Annotated in this window: 14 protein-coding genes; all 14 read right to left on the reverse strand. The window is 46.5% G+C overall.

The annotated features are described in order from the left end of the window. Window positions 1-5: 5 nt before the first annotated feature. Window positions 6-1907 carry an ATP-binding cassette domain-containing protein gene (locus LPA26_RS02245; protein WP_229008314.1) on the reverse strand — a complete coding sequence of 634 codons (1902 nt, stop codon included), beginning with the start codon at window positions 1905-1907 and terminating at the stop codon, window positions 6-8. A gap of 126 nt (window positions 1908-2033) precedes the next feature. Next, window positions 2034-3953, reverse strand: coding sequence for a nucleoside-diphosphate sugar epimerase/dehydratase (locus LPA26_RS02250; RefSeq protein WP_229007157.1), 1920 nt, complete (start codon window positions 3951-3953; stop codon window positions 2034-2036). Window positions 3954-3974: 21 nt separating this feature from the next. Further along, complete coding sequence (locus LPA26_RS02255) at window positions 3975-4550, reverse strand: sugar transferase (RefSeq protein ID WP_305080452.1); 576 nt, start codon at window positions 4548-4550, stop codon at window positions 3975-3977. Continuing rightward, entirely contained in the window at window positions 4550-5443 is an 894-nt protein-coding gene (locus LPA26_RS02260) for an NAD-dependent epimerase/dehydratase family protein (RefSeq protein ID WP_229007158.1), read from the reverse strand. Before LPA26_RS02260 ends, LPA26_RS02255 begins: the two co-directional genes overlap by 1 nt. A gap of 3 nt (window positions 5444-5446) precedes the next feature. After that, window positions 5447-6580, reverse strand: a complete 1134-nt coding sequence (gene wecB / locus LPA26_RS02265; protein WP_229007159.1) for a non-hydrolyzing UDP-N-acetylglucosamine 2-epimerase — start codon at window positions 6578-6580, stop codon at window positions 5447-5449. Further along, entirely contained in the window at window positions 6573-7583 is a 1011-nt protein-coding gene (locus tag LPA26_RS02270) for a polysaccharide biosynthesis protein (protein WP_229007160.1), read from the reverse strand. The genes wecB and LPA26_RS02270 overlap by 8 nt, the downstream gene beginning before the upstream one ends. Then, the gene (locus LPA26_RS02275; RefSeq protein WP_229007161.1) at window positions 7576-8454 is read right to left on the reverse strand and encodes an SDR family oxidoreductase; all 879 of its coding nucleotides are present in this window, start codon (window positions 8452-8454) and stop codon (window positions 7576-7578) included. Before LPA26_RS02275 ends, LPA26_RS02270 begins: the two co-directional genes overlap by 8 nt. Window position 8455: 1 nt before the next feature. After that, on the reverse strand, window positions 8456-9688 hold the full coding sequence (locus LPA26_RS02280) for a glycosyltransferase family 4 protein (RefSeq protein WP_229007162.1): 1233 nt from the start codon (window positions 9686-9688) through the stop codon (window positions 8456-8458). After that, window positions 9685-11118 carry a hypothetical protein gene (locus LPA26_RS02285; RefSeq protein ID WP_229007163.1) on the reverse strand — a complete coding sequence of 478 codons (1434 nt, stop codon included), beginning with the start codon at window positions 11116-11118 and terminating at the stop codon, window positions 9685-9687. The genes LPA26_RS02280 and LPA26_RS02285 overlap by 4 nt, the downstream gene beginning before the upstream one ends. 1 nt (window position 11119) lies before the next feature. Further along, entirely contained in the window at window positions 11120-13447 is a 2328-nt protein-coding gene (locus LPA26_RS02290; protein ID WP_229007164.1) for a hypothetical protein, read from the reverse strand. 202 nt (window positions 13448-13649) lie between these two features. Further along, window positions 13650-14837, reverse strand: a complete 1188-nt coding sequence (locus LPA26_RS02295) for a glycosyltransferase family 4 protein (RefSeq protein WP_229007165.1) — start codon at window positions 14835-14837, stop codon at window positions 13650-13652. Then, window positions 14834-15955, reverse strand: coding sequence for an N-acetyl sugar amidotransferase (locus tag LPA26_RS02300; protein ID WP_229007166.1), 1122 nt, complete (start codon window positions 15953-15955; stop codon window positions 14834-14836). The genes LPA26_RS02295 and LPA26_RS02300 overlap by 4 nt, the downstream gene beginning before the upstream one ends. Further along, complete coding sequence (locus LPA26_RS02305; protein ID WP_229007167.1) at window positions 15952-16728, reverse strand: AglZ/HisF2 family acetamidino modification protein; 777 nt, start codon at window positions 16726-16728, stop codon at window positions 15952-15954. The genes LPA26_RS02300 and LPA26_RS02305 overlap by 4 nt, the downstream gene beginning before the upstream one ends. Next, window positions 16725-17333, reverse strand: coding sequence for an imidazole glycerol phosphate synthase subunit HisH (gene hisH, locus LPA26_RS02310; RefSeq protein ID WP_255658864.1), 609 nt, complete (start codon window positions 17331-17333; stop codon window positions 16725-16727). Before hisH ends, LPA26_RS02305 begins: the two co-directional genes overlap by 4 nt. Between the last annotated feature and the right edge of the window lie 3 nt (window positions 17334-17336).

A 17336-nucleotide genomic window follows, 5' to 3' on the forward strand; every position in this document is an offset into this window, starting at 1 on the left:
TTGGATTAACGCGCACTTTCCAGTATTTCCCAACGCTCCAGCTTTTGCATGACTAATGTTTCAATTTCGCTCAGTCTTTCCTGTAGTGTTTTCGCTAGCTCTGGTGTCTGTTTATAAATATCAGGCTGCGCTAATTGTGTTTGAATGTCTGATTGCTCTTGCTCTAACAATTCAATCTCTTCAGGTAAGGTCTCGAGCTCGCGTTGCTCCTTGAAGCTCAAGCTTTTGCGTGTCGTTTCCTTAGGCATGGCTGCTGATGCTGGCGCGGCCGATGCTTTTTGTGTGGCAGCGGGTTTTTGATTGCGATCCTGGCTAAATCTTAACCAGTCATCATATCCACCACCAAATTCCGTCAATTTCCCTTGTCCTTCAAACGCAATCACTTGGGTGACAGTGTTTTCCAGAAAGGCCCGGTCATGGCTAACCAGGAAAAGGGTACCTGTGTAATCCTGTAACAGGTTCTCCAGTAGTTCAAGCGTGTCGATATCCAGGTCATTTGTCGGCTCATCCAGTACAAGGACATTGGCGGGGCGGGCAAACAGGCGCGCCAATAGTAAACGGTTGCGTTCGCCACCGGAAAGTGATTTCACCGGTGATCGTGAGCGTTGTGGCGGGAACAGGAAGTCTTCCAGGTAGCTGATGACATGTTTACGCTCATTACCAATTTCGACAAAGTCCGAGCCTGGGCTAATGGTATCGGCCAATGTCGCTTCTTCATCCAGCTGCTCGCGCATCTGGTCAAAATAAGCAACATTCACTTTTGTGCCACGCTGAATGTCGCCACTATCCGCTTCAATGTCACCCAGGATAAGCTTCAACAGCGTGGATTTGCCAATGCCGTTCGGGCCGAGCAAACCAATTTTATCGCCACGTAAAATACGGGTGCTGAACCCTTTGATCAATGTTTTATCACCATATGACTTGTATACCTGATCAAGCTCTGCTACCAGTTTACCGCTGCGTTCACCCGCATCCAGGTTGAGTTTGACGTCGCCTTGACGCTCACGCCTGGCAGCACGGTCCAGGCGTAGTGCTTCCAGTCTTCTGACACGTCCTTCATTACGCGTGCGGCGTGCTTTAATGCCCTGGCGGATCCAGACCTCTTCCTGTGCCAGAAATTTATCGAATTTGGCAGCATGCGTTTCTTCTACCGCGAGCAGCTCTTCTTTTTTAATTTGGTATTGTGTAAAGTTGCCCACAAAGTCTGTCAGGTTGCCACGGTCAAGTTCAGTAATGCGGGTGGCCAGCTTGTCCAGGAAACGGCGGTCATGGGTAATAAACAACACACTGCCATTAAATCCCAATAACAAATCCTCCAGCCACTCGATGGCTTCCAGGTCCAGGTGGTTGGTCGGCTCATCCAGCAATAAGACTTCAGGCTCGGCCACGAGCGCACGCCCAAGTGCTACGCGTTTACGCCAGCCACCAGAGAGTGTGGAGACCAGGACATCCGCATCCAGCTTTAAGCGGCTGAGCACGGTTTCGACACGCGATTGCGCTACCCAGCCATTTTGCGCATCCATTTCATGCTGTAATGCCTGCATGTGTTCCATCAGCGCCTCAATATTGGCATCCGGCATGCCCATATCATGGGTGACCTGGTGGTAGTCAATGATGGTTTGTTGCAGGCTGCCCAAGCCTTCTGCCACCGCTTCAAATACGGAGTGAGTGTCATCCAGTTCAGGTTCTTGTGGCACATAGACCACGCGCACGCCTGGTGCCCGCCATACGGTGCCCTCATCCAGTTTGATGGTGCCAGCAATGGCTTTCAGTAAACTGGATTTACCTGCCCCATTGCGGCCAATCAAACCGACGCGTTCGCCTGGGTCTAACTGAAATGAGGCTTGGGCAAGCAAGGCATGATGACCGAATGCCAGGCTGGCATTATCAAGCGTAATATGAGGCATAAAGGGCGTTAGGGCAGAGATTGTTGAATGGGTTGATATTGTAAACGACATCAAACCATCGCCTGTGCTTAATGCGTAAATAAAAAGGCCAGACTGGCCTTTTTCAGGGTGAGTAAAGGCCGCCTATCAATGAATCTGCTGAGAAGGGGAAGGGAGGGTATCCAGAGACAGGGTATCGCCCCGTAAGGAGATGCTTGGTGGCGGGCGTGTGTCAGGCTGGTATTCTTCGACCCAGCGCTGCAGGTCTTGTTTGATCTGCGATTCAGCTAAATGCGGACTTTTGGTCAACCATTCCAGCAGGCTGGCTAACCAAACGCTATCTGCAGTACGCGCCTGTGCAATACGCAATTTTTCGTGACTGGTAGGCAGCGTGTTTTCATCATCGGCAAGCAGCTCCTCATAGAGTTTTTCGCCAGGACGCAGGCCGGTAAATTCAATCCGGATATCGTGCTCTTGCAAGCCGGACAACTTAATCATGTCGCGTGCCAGATCAATGATTTTGACCGGCGTGCCCATGTCCAGCACAAATACTTCGCCGCCGTTCCCCATGGTAGCGGCTTGCAAGACAAGTTGTGCAGCTTCCGGGATAGACATAAAGTAACGCGTGATTTCCGGGTGGGTAATGGTAATCGGCCCGCCATACGCAATCTGTTCGCGGAATTTTGGGATGACGCTACCACTGCTGCCCAGCACATTGCCAAAGCGCACGGTAATAAAACGCGTTACGGCTTTCTCCTTATGCTGTAATCCCTGGCAAATCAGCTCTGCCAGGCGTTTGCTGGCGCCCATGACATTGGTCGGATTCACGGCTTTGTCCGTTGAAACCAGTACAAAGGTCGGTACATGGGCCGCTTGGCAGGCTGAAGCTATCTGGTAAGTACCATAAGCATTATTTTGCAGCGCTTCGACCACATTAAAATGCTCCATCATAGGCACATGTTTGTAAGCGCCTGCATGCAGCACCACATCAGGCTGGTGATTCTGCAAAACCCGCTGGATGCGCACGCGATTTTTAACATCAGCTACGACATACACTAACTCGGTATCAGTCGTACATTGGCTGAATTCCTGTTGCAGCGTATACAGGGCATATTCGGAAATATCCAGGCAAATCAGCTGCGATGGATGAAAGCTTAAAATCTGGCGGCAAAGCTCAGAGCCAATCGACCCCGCCGCGCCTGATACCAACACCACTTTATTTGCCAGCATGGTACTCAAGCCATGTGTATCCAGCTGCACCACATCTCGGCCGAGTAAATCCTCCACATCAATCTTGCGGATCTGCGACAAACTCACGCGGCCACTGATCAGGTCTGACATGGCCGGTAACGTCAACACTTCCATGCCTTCCACTTGTCGCGCTGCCTCTACCGCCAGGCGTCGTTTCTCATGGCGGCTACCCGGCATCGCAATCATGCAATGCAAGGAGCCATAGCGTTCTGCAATCTGAGGAATATCCTCCAAACCACCTTCGACCTTGGTGTGCATGATCTCGCGCCCCACCAGCTTCTTGTTCGGGTCTATCATGGCTACCACACGCCATTCCGGGCTTTTGCTTAACTCCTTGATCAGATTAAGCGAACTGTCTTCCACGCCAATGACGATGACGGGCTTGCCTTGCGCGGCGACATTGTTAAATAAACGTCTTTCTTTCCAGGAACGATACAGAAAACGACTGCCACCCATCATGATCACCAGCAACATCGGATGAATAAATAGCACTGACCTTGGAATAATGATGGCGGGATGTGCCACCAAAGCAAAACTGGCTGTGAGCAGGGCACCAAATGCAATTGCACGCACGATACGCTTTAAATCCGGCAGGCTGGCAAATCGCCATAGGCCGCGGTAAAGTCCAAACGCTTTAAAGCAAATGCTGTAAGAAATAAAAATGGCTGGCAAGCCCTCTAAAAAATAGCCCTTATATTCACCGGGGACTTCAAAGTTAAAACGAAATAAAAATGCGATCCACCACGCCAGCGCCAGCGCCAGCCCGTCATGCATGAAGGCTAGTGCGGATAAAAAACGAACAGGAAGTTTGAGCATTTAAACGTTTGTTAAGAGAGATTAATGCGTGATGTTATCACGTCTTAATACTTTGACTATGGTCATGATGATGATTTTAAAATCTAGCCACAGGGATTGATGATTAAGATAATAGGTATCCAGCGCTACCTTGCTCGGGATTGGAATCTCGTCTCGCCCATTGATTTGCGCCCAGCCGGTAATTCCAGGTTTCAAGCTGTGAACATTATTTTCAGTGCGTAAAGTGATCAGGTCATCCTGATTAAACAGGGCAGGGCGTGGCCCCACAATGGACATGTCACCTTTCAGCACACTCCATAACTGCGGCAATTCATCCAAGCTGGTTTTCCTGATAAAGCTACCCACCGGCGTCAGGAATGCATCCGGGTTCACTTGCTGATTCATTAAATGCGTGGCGATCTGTGGTGTCCCGATCCGCATGGAGCGAAATTTCGGCATCAGGAAAATCTGGTTGTTCCTGCCTACTCGTTGGCTCCAATACAAAGCAGGTCCGGTTGAACTGAGTTTAACCAAGAGGTAGGTGACAATAATAAACGGAAGTAACACTATTATTCCCGTGATAGTTAAAACAATATCTAGCAGTCTCTTCAACATCATTATTCTTTTAATGTCCGCAAAATACCTTCATGAAAACTTATTTTCGGTTGCCATCCGAGTTGAGTTTTTGCTTTTGAAATATCCACTTGTAATGAACCCATTAATCGCAATGCCAAGCCGGATTTGCCGATGAGTTTAAACAGCAACGTTAGAAACCAAACAGGCAAGGGGATAAGCAAAGATTTTTGCTTGTTCACCTGCCGGATAGTTTTAATCAATGCGGCAGTAGAAACATCTTCCCCATCTGAAACCAGAAAAGTTTGACTAGCGGCCTTGGGGTGCCAGCTACATAACACAATAAAATCGGTCAGATTATCCAGGCTGATAAAGCTTCTTTTGTTATGAACGGCCGCAAATGGCAAAGGCAGGGGTAACATGCAGAGTTTAATTAATTGCCTGAAGTTTGCTTTAACGCCAGGCCCGTAAATGAGGGGAGGGCGAATAATCACTAATTCGATTTGGTGTGCTGTACAAAATTCCTTGAGCGCGATTTCAGCCTCAAGCTTGGTCTTACCATAAGCATCCAGTGGCGCGGGAATATCTGCTTCAGTAAAAGGCTGGCTGGAGGCCTCACCATTCACTTTAACTGAGCTTAAAAACAGAAATCGCTTGATCTTGAGGCGTCTCGCTAATTCAGCCACTTTAAGCGTGTACTCAATATTCACGGCAGCATACGCTTGGTAAATATCTTCTTCAGTTTCATGCATGACATGCGCGCGCCCGGCCAAGTGAATCAGAGTGTCCACCTGACCATAAGTCTCCGGGTAAGACTCAGCCTTGAGCAGGTCTTCAGTCGCCTCGCGACTTAGGTTAAACGCGTCATGTTGTCCAATCAATGTCTTCTGTAAAAACTTGCCGACAAATCCGCTGGCACCGGTGATCAAGAGTTTCATGCGTCAGGCTTGCGGTTTTGACCACACGGTTCTATTGATATAGTCGACATAACTCAATACGACTTTCAACACTTGCGTGGACACGAACTGGTTTTCGTAATCGACCACTGGATGGGAGGTTCGATGACCGACATCGTAATGGTTAACGGTGACATTGATGGCATCGAGTACCCGTTCTTTTTTTAGGCCGCTCATGATCAATGTGCCGACATCCATCCCTTCGGGACGTTCGTGCGCATTTCTAATCGTGATGGCTGGCAAATTGAGCAGGGAGGCTTCTTCGGTAATCGTGCCGCTGTCCGAAATCACACACAATGCCTCCATTTGCAATTTGATGTAATCACAGAAACCAAATGGTTTCATAAACTGGATGTGAGGGTGAATCGTTTGTTCGCCTAGGGCATCCAGACGTTTTTGAGTTCTGGGATGGGTGGAAACAATCACTGGCAGGTTATATGTTTCAGCCACGGCATTGAGTGTTTCAAGCAAGTCAGTCAGATTTTCTGTGCTATCCACATTCTCTTCACGATGGGCACTGACGATAAAAAACCGATTTGATGACAGTCCCATCTTGCTAAGTACATCAGAACTTGTAATCTTGGGCATGTAATAATCAAGCACTTCACGCATATGCGAGCCGGTTTTAATAATGGTTTCCGGTGGTATCCCTTCTGCCAGAAGGTACCTGCGCGCATGTTCGGTGAGCACAAGATTAATATCACTCAGATGATCCAGTACTTTGCGGTTCAATTCTTCCGGCACGCGTTGATCAAAGCAGCGATTACCCGCTTCCATATGAAAAACCGGTATTTTCCGTCGTTTCGCAGCAATCACTGCCAGGCAAGAGTTGGTGTCTCCATATAACATCACTGCATCTGGCTGTTCCAATGCAAACACTTCATCTGCTTTCTCGATCACACGTGCAATCGTTTGCGCCGCGTTTTCACCTACCGCTTCCAGAAAGTAGTCAGGTTTGCGGATGCTTAAGTCATCAAAAAATACCTGGTTGAGTTCATAGTCGTAGTTCTGACCGGTATGCACCAGAATATGCTTGGTATGCTGGTCAAACGCGGCAATCACCCGGCTCATCTTGATGAGCTCCGGACGCGTACCAACAATGGTCATTACCTTAAGCATTCAATTCTTCCTGTATGTAATCCAGTTTAAGCAACAGGGCTTTGACCTGCTCAATATTTAATCTTTGCGTGTTATGCGAGGTGTAGTCGTCGAACTTTGCAATCTTTTCTTCGCCCTCGCTAAAGTACTTGGCATAATTCAGGTCACGGTTATCCGCAGGGATACGGTAATAGCCTCCCATATCCTGCGCATGCGCCATCTCTTCTCTTGAGATCAATGACTCATACAGTTTCTCTCCGTGACGCGTGCCAATCAGGCGGATCTCCCCGCTCTGATTGAATACTTCTTTTAATGCAACGGCCAGGTCTTGCACTGTAGATGCCGGGGCCTTCTGCACAAAAATATCCCCTTGCGTGCCGTGTTCAAATGCATACAACACCAGGTCTACCGAGTCTTCCAATGACATCAGGAATCGCGTCATATTCGGATCCGTAATCGTCAAAGGCTGACCGGATTTTAGCTGCGAAACGAATAGTGGAATCACTGAACCACGCGAGGCCATGACATTGCCGTAGCGTGTTGAGCAAAACACCGTACTATTTTCTGGTTGCAGTCGGGCCTTGGCAACAACCAGTTTCTCAGCCATCGCTTTGGAAATACCCATCGCATTGATTGGATAGACTGCCTTGTCAGTACTTAACACCACAACTCGGCTTACGTTATTGGCGATCGCAGCGTTCATGACATTCTCAGTACCCAGTACATTGGTTTTTACCGCTTCCATCGGGTAAAACTCACAAGAAGGCACCTGTTTTAAAGCCGCGGCATGAAATACGTAATCTACTCCCTGCATGGCCTGGGAAATACTGTGGTAATCACGGACATCGCCAATATAGAATTTGAGTTTGCTGTTATTCAGCGCAATGCGCATGTCTTCCTGTTTTTTTTCATCCCGGCTGAAGATGCGGATCTCGCGTACATCTGTAGACAAGAATCTCTTCAGAACAGTGTTACCAAAAGAGCCGGTACCACCGGTGATCATGAGCACTTTATTATCAAACACGATGATTTCCTAAAGATTGATAGTATTGATGTAATTGTTTTATGAGGACTGGCCAGGAAGGTGCCACATATCCTGTAGCCAGTTTGAATTTGTCAGCGTTTAATGAACGGTCAATGACGATGGTGTTATCTTCAATAAGGGCCGTTTTTTGATCGTATTGCAGTGCAATCAGCGACAGTAACTCAAATTTTGAAACAGGACTTGAAGCGACATGAAAGACACCGCTGAGTTGGGTATTGGGAATAATATAGTCATGAATGATTCCAGCCAAAGTGATGGTGGGCAAGCCGGAAAAAATGGCTTTAGTGTAGCCTTTACAGGTTTCCTTCTGCGATAGGAACCAGTCAACCAGGCTGTGCTTGCTTTGTAACTCATGGCCGACAATAGAAGTCCTGACCGTGACAGTATGCGCATAGTCCAGCTCGCCAATAAACTTTGACTTGCCGTACAGATCAGTGGCATCAGAAATGTCATTTTCAGCGTAATTTCCTTTGTTTCCAGAAAAAACACAATCAGTGCTGATTTGCAGCAACCTGGCGCCGCCCAAAGCACATAGCCTTGCCAGCTGATGAGGCAGCAAAGCATTCACTGGCAGAGTGATGAGCGGATCATCGACTTCAGCTAATTGTTTGACCAGCCCGATACAGTTGATGACATAGTCAGGTTTTACCTGCGCTAGAATGGTTACCAATGTATGGTGGTTAAGCACATCCACATCACTGATGATGCTGGCGTGATCTTTTTCAGAAAAGAAACGCAGGCTACTTTTATTACGGACCGTACCCCAAACCTCATGCGTATTTTTTTCAGAAAAAAAACGGTACATGGCACTACCCAACATGCCACTGATCCCGAGTATTAAAACTCTCAAGTTAACGCCCCTGTTTTTGTTGAATCGCTGCTTGTAGGTAACTGATAAGCGAATTCATGACTAAATGATGCTGAAAGTGCATTTTAAAATAGTTTTGCCCATTTAGCCCCATTTGTTCTAAATCATTCTGCTGTGTTTCATACAATTTCATTACAGCTTCCACCAGCAAGGCAGCATTTTCAGCCGGAACGGTTAATCCGGCCTGCGCTTCCCGGATCACTCGCGCACCTTCACCATCCAGGCAGGCGATCACAGGTTTGCCAGAGGCCAGGTACGCCTGAACCTTGCTTGGAATGGTTAATTCAAAAATCGGCTGTTTGGCGAGCGTGACCAGCAGGGCAGAGGCTTGCCTCAGTAAATGTGGCATCGCTTCTACCGGATGATGCCCGGCAAGCACGATGTTATTCAGATTTCTGCTGCTGATTTGCGCCTTTAGCCATTCCAGCTTACTGCCACGACCAAGCACGACAAACTTGATCTGGGTATTCGAATTGAGTTTCTCAGCAGCCTCTACAATAGTCTCGATCGCTTGTGCAGAGCCGATATTTCCTGCAAACATGACATTGAAGCCCGTCTCCAATGCCTTGATGGATGCCTGATGTTGAGCCGCTGGGTTCAGGAACGTATCATCGACAGAATTCGGTAAATACTTCACCGGTGTGTCCGGTGTGCTCAGTCGTTTGATTTGCGGGATAAATGCCTCGGACTGCACCAACAACAAATCAGTATGCCTATAAGCAAACGATACTGCTTTCTCAAGCAATCTTAAGGCAAGCTTTGATTCAATATGCCCGGTGGCCGACACACTTTGCGGCCACAGGTCCTGTACCCATAACACTACCGGTATTTTTTTCAACCAGCCGATAAATGAAGCGGGGATCACCTGGAAAATAGGCGAGGGCGCATAAACGAAAATTACATCAAATTGTCGTTTGCGCAGTAAAAACGGGCCAAACAACAGGCCGGAAACAATAAACGAAAGATAGTTGAGGACAAGTTTATATTTATTGTTCTGGCCTCTGGCCACCATAGGCAGTCTATGGACGGGAATATCATTCCATAGCTCTTGCATAGTCTTCACACCGCTGTAGCCCTGATAAAAAACCCCTTCCGGATAGTTGGGTTTTCCCGTGAGTACCTCTACCTCATGCCCTGACTGCTTCAAATCGCGTGCTACTTCATTGATTCTGAAGCTTTCAGGCCAGAAGTATTGGGAGACGATCAATACTTTCATTTTGAGTGAGGCGAGGGTTTGGTCGAGATGAATTTATTGGCAAGAAATATGATCAGTATATTCAATACTAATGAACCGAACAGTAAATAGGATTGTTTGGGCACATAGCCAAAGCTTGCAAACCTGAAGGCGATGACCTGCGCAAATAACGAACAAAGAATCACATTTTTTCCACCAAGCTGATAAGTGGCATACTCAATGAGCGCGGCACCAAAGCCAGCGGTCAGCATGGCAATGAACAGGAACAAGAATGACCCAGGGTAAAAGAAAAAGGCGACTATGCCGGGTAATGAAATAAAGTGGTGTTTGCTTTTATCCGTTTTTACATAAGAAGATTCGATGAAGTTGTTATCATAAAAGCTGGTCTGGTTCTCGTCATACACTTCATTCACAGCTTCTTTCCATAACGGCCAGCCTAGTTTGGGGTAGCTTGAAACGGCCATCACACCTTCCATGCCTACCCACCTGTCGATAAACAGCGGAGTAGCGCTCGCATGCATCTCTTCTATAACTTCTGCTTCGGATTCAAAGTTATTAAAAAGATCTGCACGTATGAAATTGACGATATATACAGAACCTACAAATAATGTAGAAAAAACAATAGCTACGATAAATACGTGCCGTAATCTGAATGTGATGCCACTGAACTTGAGGTTTCTGAATACGCCGTAAAGTAACGCCGCTGAGTTCAGGATCATCCCTCTGCTTAACAGAGACACATTTGATACAAATGCTTCAATCAGACCCAGGGAAATAGTGATGGAGGAGATTGTTTTTTTGATCTGGAACTCAAGCCAGAGTATGACTGCCGAAATAGACGCCAATCCAAACAGCAGCAGCCATTTGTAAACGCCATTTAAGCCGAAAGGCAGAATGGTTCTGGTGATGCTACCTCTTTGATAGACACCTAAAAAAACATTGCTGATGCCTACAGCCAATATTAACAATAAAAAAGCCACCCAGATGCTTTTGCGATAGCGGACATAAAAGTCGAATAACCCTGTTTTTACAGCATCGATTTTTTCAGGATAATTGAATAAAAACTGCTCTCTTAACAGGCTTGCGATCAGCAGCCCCAGAAAAGCGACGCTGCTGACCAGCAAGCCTTTATCAAATGCGGCGGCTGAACCATCGAAATTGCCGACCGGCACATAAAACATACCATTGGTGGAAATAAGCCTGATGCCGCACTTGAGCCAAAAGCCTATCCAGAAGAAGATCCCGATAAAGGTGTCGAAGAAAATGGCATTTCGTCTAAAACCAAAATAAAGCAAAAGATTGGATGTGACGCTGAATATTAAATAGACATGCGATTGACCGATGTATTTGCTGGCACTGATGACATAAAGTAGAAATATGCCCGCCCAGAACAAATAAATAAGCGGTTTAGATAATTTGTTGTCAGCCAGAGATGCGTAGGTGAAGTTCATTTTATGTTCTTTTTTTATGTTGATTTAAACGGCTCAGGTAAACGCCCCACAGAAAAAAACTGAGTATACCGGGGTAAGGCTGCTTTAAGCCCATGTAGAAGATATTTTCTATCAGCAGAAGAAATATAATCGACAGCAGCGGGTATAAGAGATTGGCTTTGCAAATGACCTGGCGGTATTGAGTCCAGGTTCTGTAAGCAGTAAATATGATCAGCGCCAATATCGGCAAAAGCCCGACCAAGCCAAAATTATAAATGAAATCCAGGTAGTAGTTGTGAGGGCTGGCCGCGTTACCACGTTCTGAAATATGTGAATGACCTACCAGGAAAGTTTGAGGATGCTTTTGTATCGTGTCTAAATGGTTTTGCCAACCAGTAGATTTCTGATCCCAGCCGTACTGTACTTTGGTGATCATGCTGACTGGCCCGGCTTCTAAGTCGGCGTTCTTCATCAAATTGAAATGCTGGTGGCAGGTAAAAACAATGACGATGATGAAATTCACGCCCAGAAAGGTTTTTAACCGTTTGTTTTCTTTCAATTTTCCGAAGAAAAAGACATAAGACAGCATGCAGATAAGATAGTTAGCTACAATAAAAAGCGAACCTGTCATCACCGAATATATCGCCAGCAACAGCCATAGCAGCAATAGCAGGCGAGGCTGGTAAGCATCACGCCACAAACGTTCAAAAATAAAGGTGTAACTGATAATGAACATGACAGGCACATAGTGCAAGTACTGGTAAATACTGAATATTTTCATGGATGGCAATAAGGTCACTGCCCCGGCAAACAACGTGAATGCCAGTTGTAAGGAAACCACAATCAATATGGTGTAGAAAAAGACTTTTTCGAAGGTAAATGTCGCCTGGGTTCTGTTCTCTTCAAAAAACTGGCCGGAGATCAGCGCAAACATCGGCAAGCTGAATTGTGCGATCTGGATAAATTTGGATTCTTGCGCCAGCGTTGCCGCCGGGGTGCTGATGATCACAGCCACAGTCATCAGCACAAAAGATAGAAAGATGAACAGCAGGGAAACTCTGGCACGTGAAAAAGCGCCTATGCCCAATAAAATCGCAAAGTTAGCAATGATGGAAAATGGAAATGGCAGTTTTAATATGGAGCGATCGCTATCGAAAAAAAGATCTGTTGAAGTGAAAATGCCTGAACCAAATTGAAAGAAAACAGGCAAAACCAGTAGACATATAAGTAGTGGCGTTACCTGGGCAAAGGTTTTTCTCCAGTTTGCCAAATGGCCGAGCTCATAAGACTCATAGCTCTTATAAAATAACCATGCCAATACCGAACTGAACAAATACATGGCAGCCATAAACTGCACACCCAGAAGGTAATACACCAGCGGCATGATGGCGACCAAAAAGACGTTCATTAAAACGTCCGGGCCGAATAAGTCATGGTCGTCGTGCGTTTGTAATAGCCGATGTCGGGTCAACTGTGCAATGACCATAGGCACGGCGCCTATCATGGATAAGCCTACCGCTTGCCAGAATAAAGGGGATTTATTAAAAAGCGTGAACATGGACGATGTGAAAATGAGGCAGGCGCCCATGATGAAAAATACAGCCATCAAGATTTTTAACAATTTCGGGTATTGAATATGACTGTTTGCCTTTTGAGCAAACACCATCGTTGGACCAAATGCGTTTGCAATGACGGACCCTAAAATACCACCGATAGCAAACGCCACAAACAAATCACCTGCGACAGATTTTCCTAGCAGGTCAACCATCAGAAGCCGGAACACGTAAACAGTAATGCCAATGACCGCAGTTGATCCAATGTGCGGCGATATTTTTCTGAAAGTACTGTACAGCTGGTTGAGGCCAGTACTCGATATGCGTAAATAGAATCGCCCGCTTAAGCAAAGTGGCAAACTCGCCCAAAGCAGTATGCCCAGTAAGGGGAAGGGCATGTTGGCAAGTAACCAAACCAATGCAAAAGCAAGCAGTAGCGATTGCATCAGGAAATATTGAAAAGCTATTTTTTTATGATTAAGCCGTTCCATTTCTGAAAGGAATATTTCATCCAGCCACTCAATTGACCTGCGTAAAAGCAAAAGAAGCGCAATAAACGTATTTACATTGGATATCGATGAAAGCCAGTAGGCAACTGCTAACAGGGGCAGCAATAAAATGAGCCGATAGTAGAGTAGCTGTTTTGCTTCTAAGCCTGAGGTGCTTTTTAAAATAAGATTTCTGGCATTGGCTGAAAATGCACTAAATAAGGCTAAGGTAATGGCTTGGGTGATCGCAATGTCTGCTGCCAGTTCGTTTAAGCCGGCAAGACCACAAACAATTAACATGCCGGTCATGGCCAAATTGCTGGACATGAATGCAAATGGAAAGTAGGAAAGTTTTAGCATCGCGATTGATCAGTATTTTTTGACAGGGCCATCTTTTTTTGTGACTTCCTGTTTTTTGCTACCGGAGCATCAATTTTAGATCAGCTCAGAAAGCTATTTTGCTGCGAAGTGTATTTTAGCAGAGAAGGCCTTAAGCAAAGTAGAAGCCATTTTATTTTTTTAAAATATGAAAATAGATGTCAAGAAGCTGGGTTGCACTATTTTCAATAGAGAAATGGGACAGAGCCCAATCTCGGGCTTGCTGGCCTAATGTATTTCTAAAATCCAGATTGAGTGCCAGGCTATCAATCGCATCCGCCAATAATACCGGTGATGGATGATCAATCGCCAAACCGGTGACACCATGAATAATGGCATCTTCCAGCGGATGTTTGATTGCAACAATACTTGGGATGCCAAAAAGCGCTGCTTCAAATACCGGCCTGCCACAGGCATTCAAGTGCGAGGGAAAGCAAATCACATCCATGCCAGGGTAAAACTTTCGAATGTCTGGCAGGAAGCCTTTGAAAGTCACATGCTTTTCAAGGCCATTTTCCCTGACGAATCGTTTGGCTTCTGCAAGCACATCCTCATAAAAGCCCAGTTTTTTAAGCAACCACTGTTTTAAACCGGCCGTCTCTCTTGCGTTTTCACCAGCAATCGTAAAATGCATTGCCCGGTGCCTGTCATTAACGAGAATGCCCGCTGCTTGCAAGAATTCATAAACGCCTTTAGAGCGCAACAGGACACCTGCCATACCGACGTTAACAACCTGTGTGCTAGTTTGAGGTTCAGCAAGATTGGATTCAATACTGATGCCGTTATGAATGACCGTGGTTTTTAGCCAGCCTGGAACAGAGGCGCGTACGGTTTCATCGATGCAAATCACCGTGCTGGCAAGTTTGTTCAGAAGTTTGAATACCTGGCGTGTACGCCAGCTCGTTTGATCGGGGTGCTGTACTGAGCGAACATGAAAAACCATAGGCAGTTTAAATATCCACCTTGCCAGGATTGCTGTTGGCAATAATGTGATTTCGTTCACATGAATGAGGTCGAAAGCCGCTTGAGACCTCAGCCTGAGTAAAGCAATTAAAGTGACCGGAAGATAAAGTAATTCACGCAGTAAGATCAACCATCTTAAATGGCGGTAGTAACCATATCTGGTGTGGTCGAATTGCGATAATCCTGTGGTTTCCACTACATTCATACCTGCCTTTTGAAAGGCGGTCGCAGCCGTTCCAGCAGGCGTAAGAATAACGGCTTCTATATTCCCCAGTTTTTTTGCTGCCGCATACAGCTCGATCAGGCTTTTTGAGGCCCCTCCGAATGCGCCAGCAGGATGCAGGTATAAAACTCTCATTTCTTTTTAATGATTTTTTTGTAGAGTTGATTGAGTTTATTCGCTAACACGAATTCAGAAGGGAAATGATCATGCGCTTGCGGAGGGCGTGACAAGTAATCACACAGGTCACTTGCCTGCCACTTCATTTTTTTCAGAAAATAATCGATGTCTGACTTTAGGTCATCTTCATCAGGGTAGGGCGAGTGTGCAAGAAGCTGTTTAGCCTCTGCTCTTGTCATTTGCCCTGAACATATCAGTGTTGAAAGATGCAAGCGTCTTTTATCAACCCCGAATTTCTGTGGCAAAAGATAGCCTTGATAAAAGCGGGTAAAGATGGATTCATAATGCTTGTAAGGGTAGGGTCTATAGCCGATCTTTTCCTGTATCTCTGCCAGGCAGGTCGGTTTGTGGTAATCAACGTAGTCAAGAAAATCCAGCCATTGGATACCCCGCACAAATCTGTACCAGGCGTAGCTTAAGACGCTCAGGGTAGGCATGCTATTCAGTTTGGCACCCGATCTCCTGGCGATGGCCTTGATATTGGTCTGGTCAAATTTGAACCAGTTCCAACCTTTGGGCATGGGCATGCCTTCGGTAGTGGTATTAGTGCCCGCGAGTATGTGTTTGATGCCGTACTTGGCTGCCAGCCTATAATTGACTGCGAGCATGGCGTTATCATAGAGCAATTCAATATCAATCACATCTGCGTCAAAAAAAGCCTGCTGCAAGGCGCGGTATTCGTGCCAGTTGATGACATGCGTATATAAATCTACGCCCAGTTTTCTGACCAGGTTCTCGATGTTATTGACCGCCAGTTCTGAATTCCAGCCATTATCCATATGCACTGCTAACGGCCGTAAACCATTGAGTTTGGCGATGTATAAGGCATATGCGCTGTCGGCGCCGCCACTGACGCCGATAATGCAATCATAAGGCTTGCCTTTGCCGGACTGCTTGATGTCGCTGATCAGCCGGTTGAACTTGTCCTGCAGTGCCTGTTTGCTGGCTGGCTGGAAGTTTTTCAGTTTGATCAAGGTCTCAGTGCAGTAGTTACATTGCCCGCTCTGGTCAAAAGTGATTTCTGAAGCACTTTCATCCATTACACAACGTGTGCATTCTTGTAATGGTTTAGTCATGCGGCATTTCCTGCAAATAGTTTTTTGATCTGGGCGTATTCCGGGTAAGTGATCAAGACTGCGCGATGTGGCCCATAAAATACAAACATGCTGCCCGCTGCCGCTGCAGATGCGCCATTGTCAAAAGCCTGTTGCATATCGTCAAGATCTTTTGCACCGCCACAAGCCACCAGGGGCACACCGCTGATCTGGGAAAGCCGCTTCAGGCGTTCAATATTGTAGCCATTAAATATGCCGTCACGGTCAACATCATTGATCAGGATCTCACCGACGCCTGCAGCGATCAGATTTTTAAGATGTGCTTCAGGCGCTATCGCTGTCAGGCGCTTACGACTGGCGTCATACACCCGCTCATGACCCCAGAAATTAAGTTTAATGTCTATGGCACCGACCACGCTTTGTGCACCCAATTCTGCCACCAGCTGTGGAATCAGCTCAGGGTCGTAGATGCAGGCACTGTTAACGGCGATTTTTTCCACGCCTAGTGAAACCAGTCTTTTTGCCTGCGCCAGCGTTTTTACACCGCCGCCATAGCAAAGTGGCATAAAGCATTCGCCCGCAATGCGTTCAATCAGGTCGTAGTCTGGTTCAAGATTCAAGCGCGAGGCCCGGATATCCAGGAATATCAGTTCATCGACATATTTATCATTAAATATCCGCACTGCATTGATCGGGTCACCGACATATTTTGGGTGGCCAAATTGCCTGGTTTTAACCAGCCCACCATCTTGTAATAGCAGGCAAGGGATGACACGATTAAACAAGCCGTTCATAGCGCTACAAACTTTCTGAACAGATTCATGCCGTACATATGGCTTTTTTCTGGGTGGAATTGCACGCCCATGATGTTATTGACTTCAAAAGCAGCGACAAAATCATGACTGTAGTGACAATAAGCGGCCACATCGTCAGGTCTGTCCGCTTGAACATAATAGCTGTGCACAAAATAGAAACGTGAGGGTTCAGCTGTGGCAGAGTCAAATAACTTTCTATCAGGCTGGGCTGCGATATGGTTCCAGCCCATGTGCGGGATCTTGAGGTTATCAACAGCTAAGAATCTTCGCGTCTCGGCATCTACCCATCCCAATCCAGGCAAGCTGCCTTCTTCACTGCCACGGGTCATCATCTGCATGCCCAGGCAGATACCCATTACCGGCTTCTGCTGCTCCAGTACTTGCGCATTGAGTAATTCAATTAATCCGGAAGCCTTTAGATTGGCCATGCCGCGGTCAAAGTGCCCTACACCAGGCAATATCAGTTTGTCAGCAGCCTCTATCTCTTCAGGTTTGCTGGTAATAATGACCTTGGTACGCAGTTTACGTAACATATTAAATACTGAGCCAACATTGCCCATGCCGTAATCTATGATGGCTATCAACGG

The sequence above is a fragment of the Methylophilus sp. Leaf408 genome (assembly GCF_916856905.1).
GTDB lineage: Bacteria > Pseudomonadota > Gammaproteobacteria > Burkholderiales > Methylophilaceae > Methylophilus.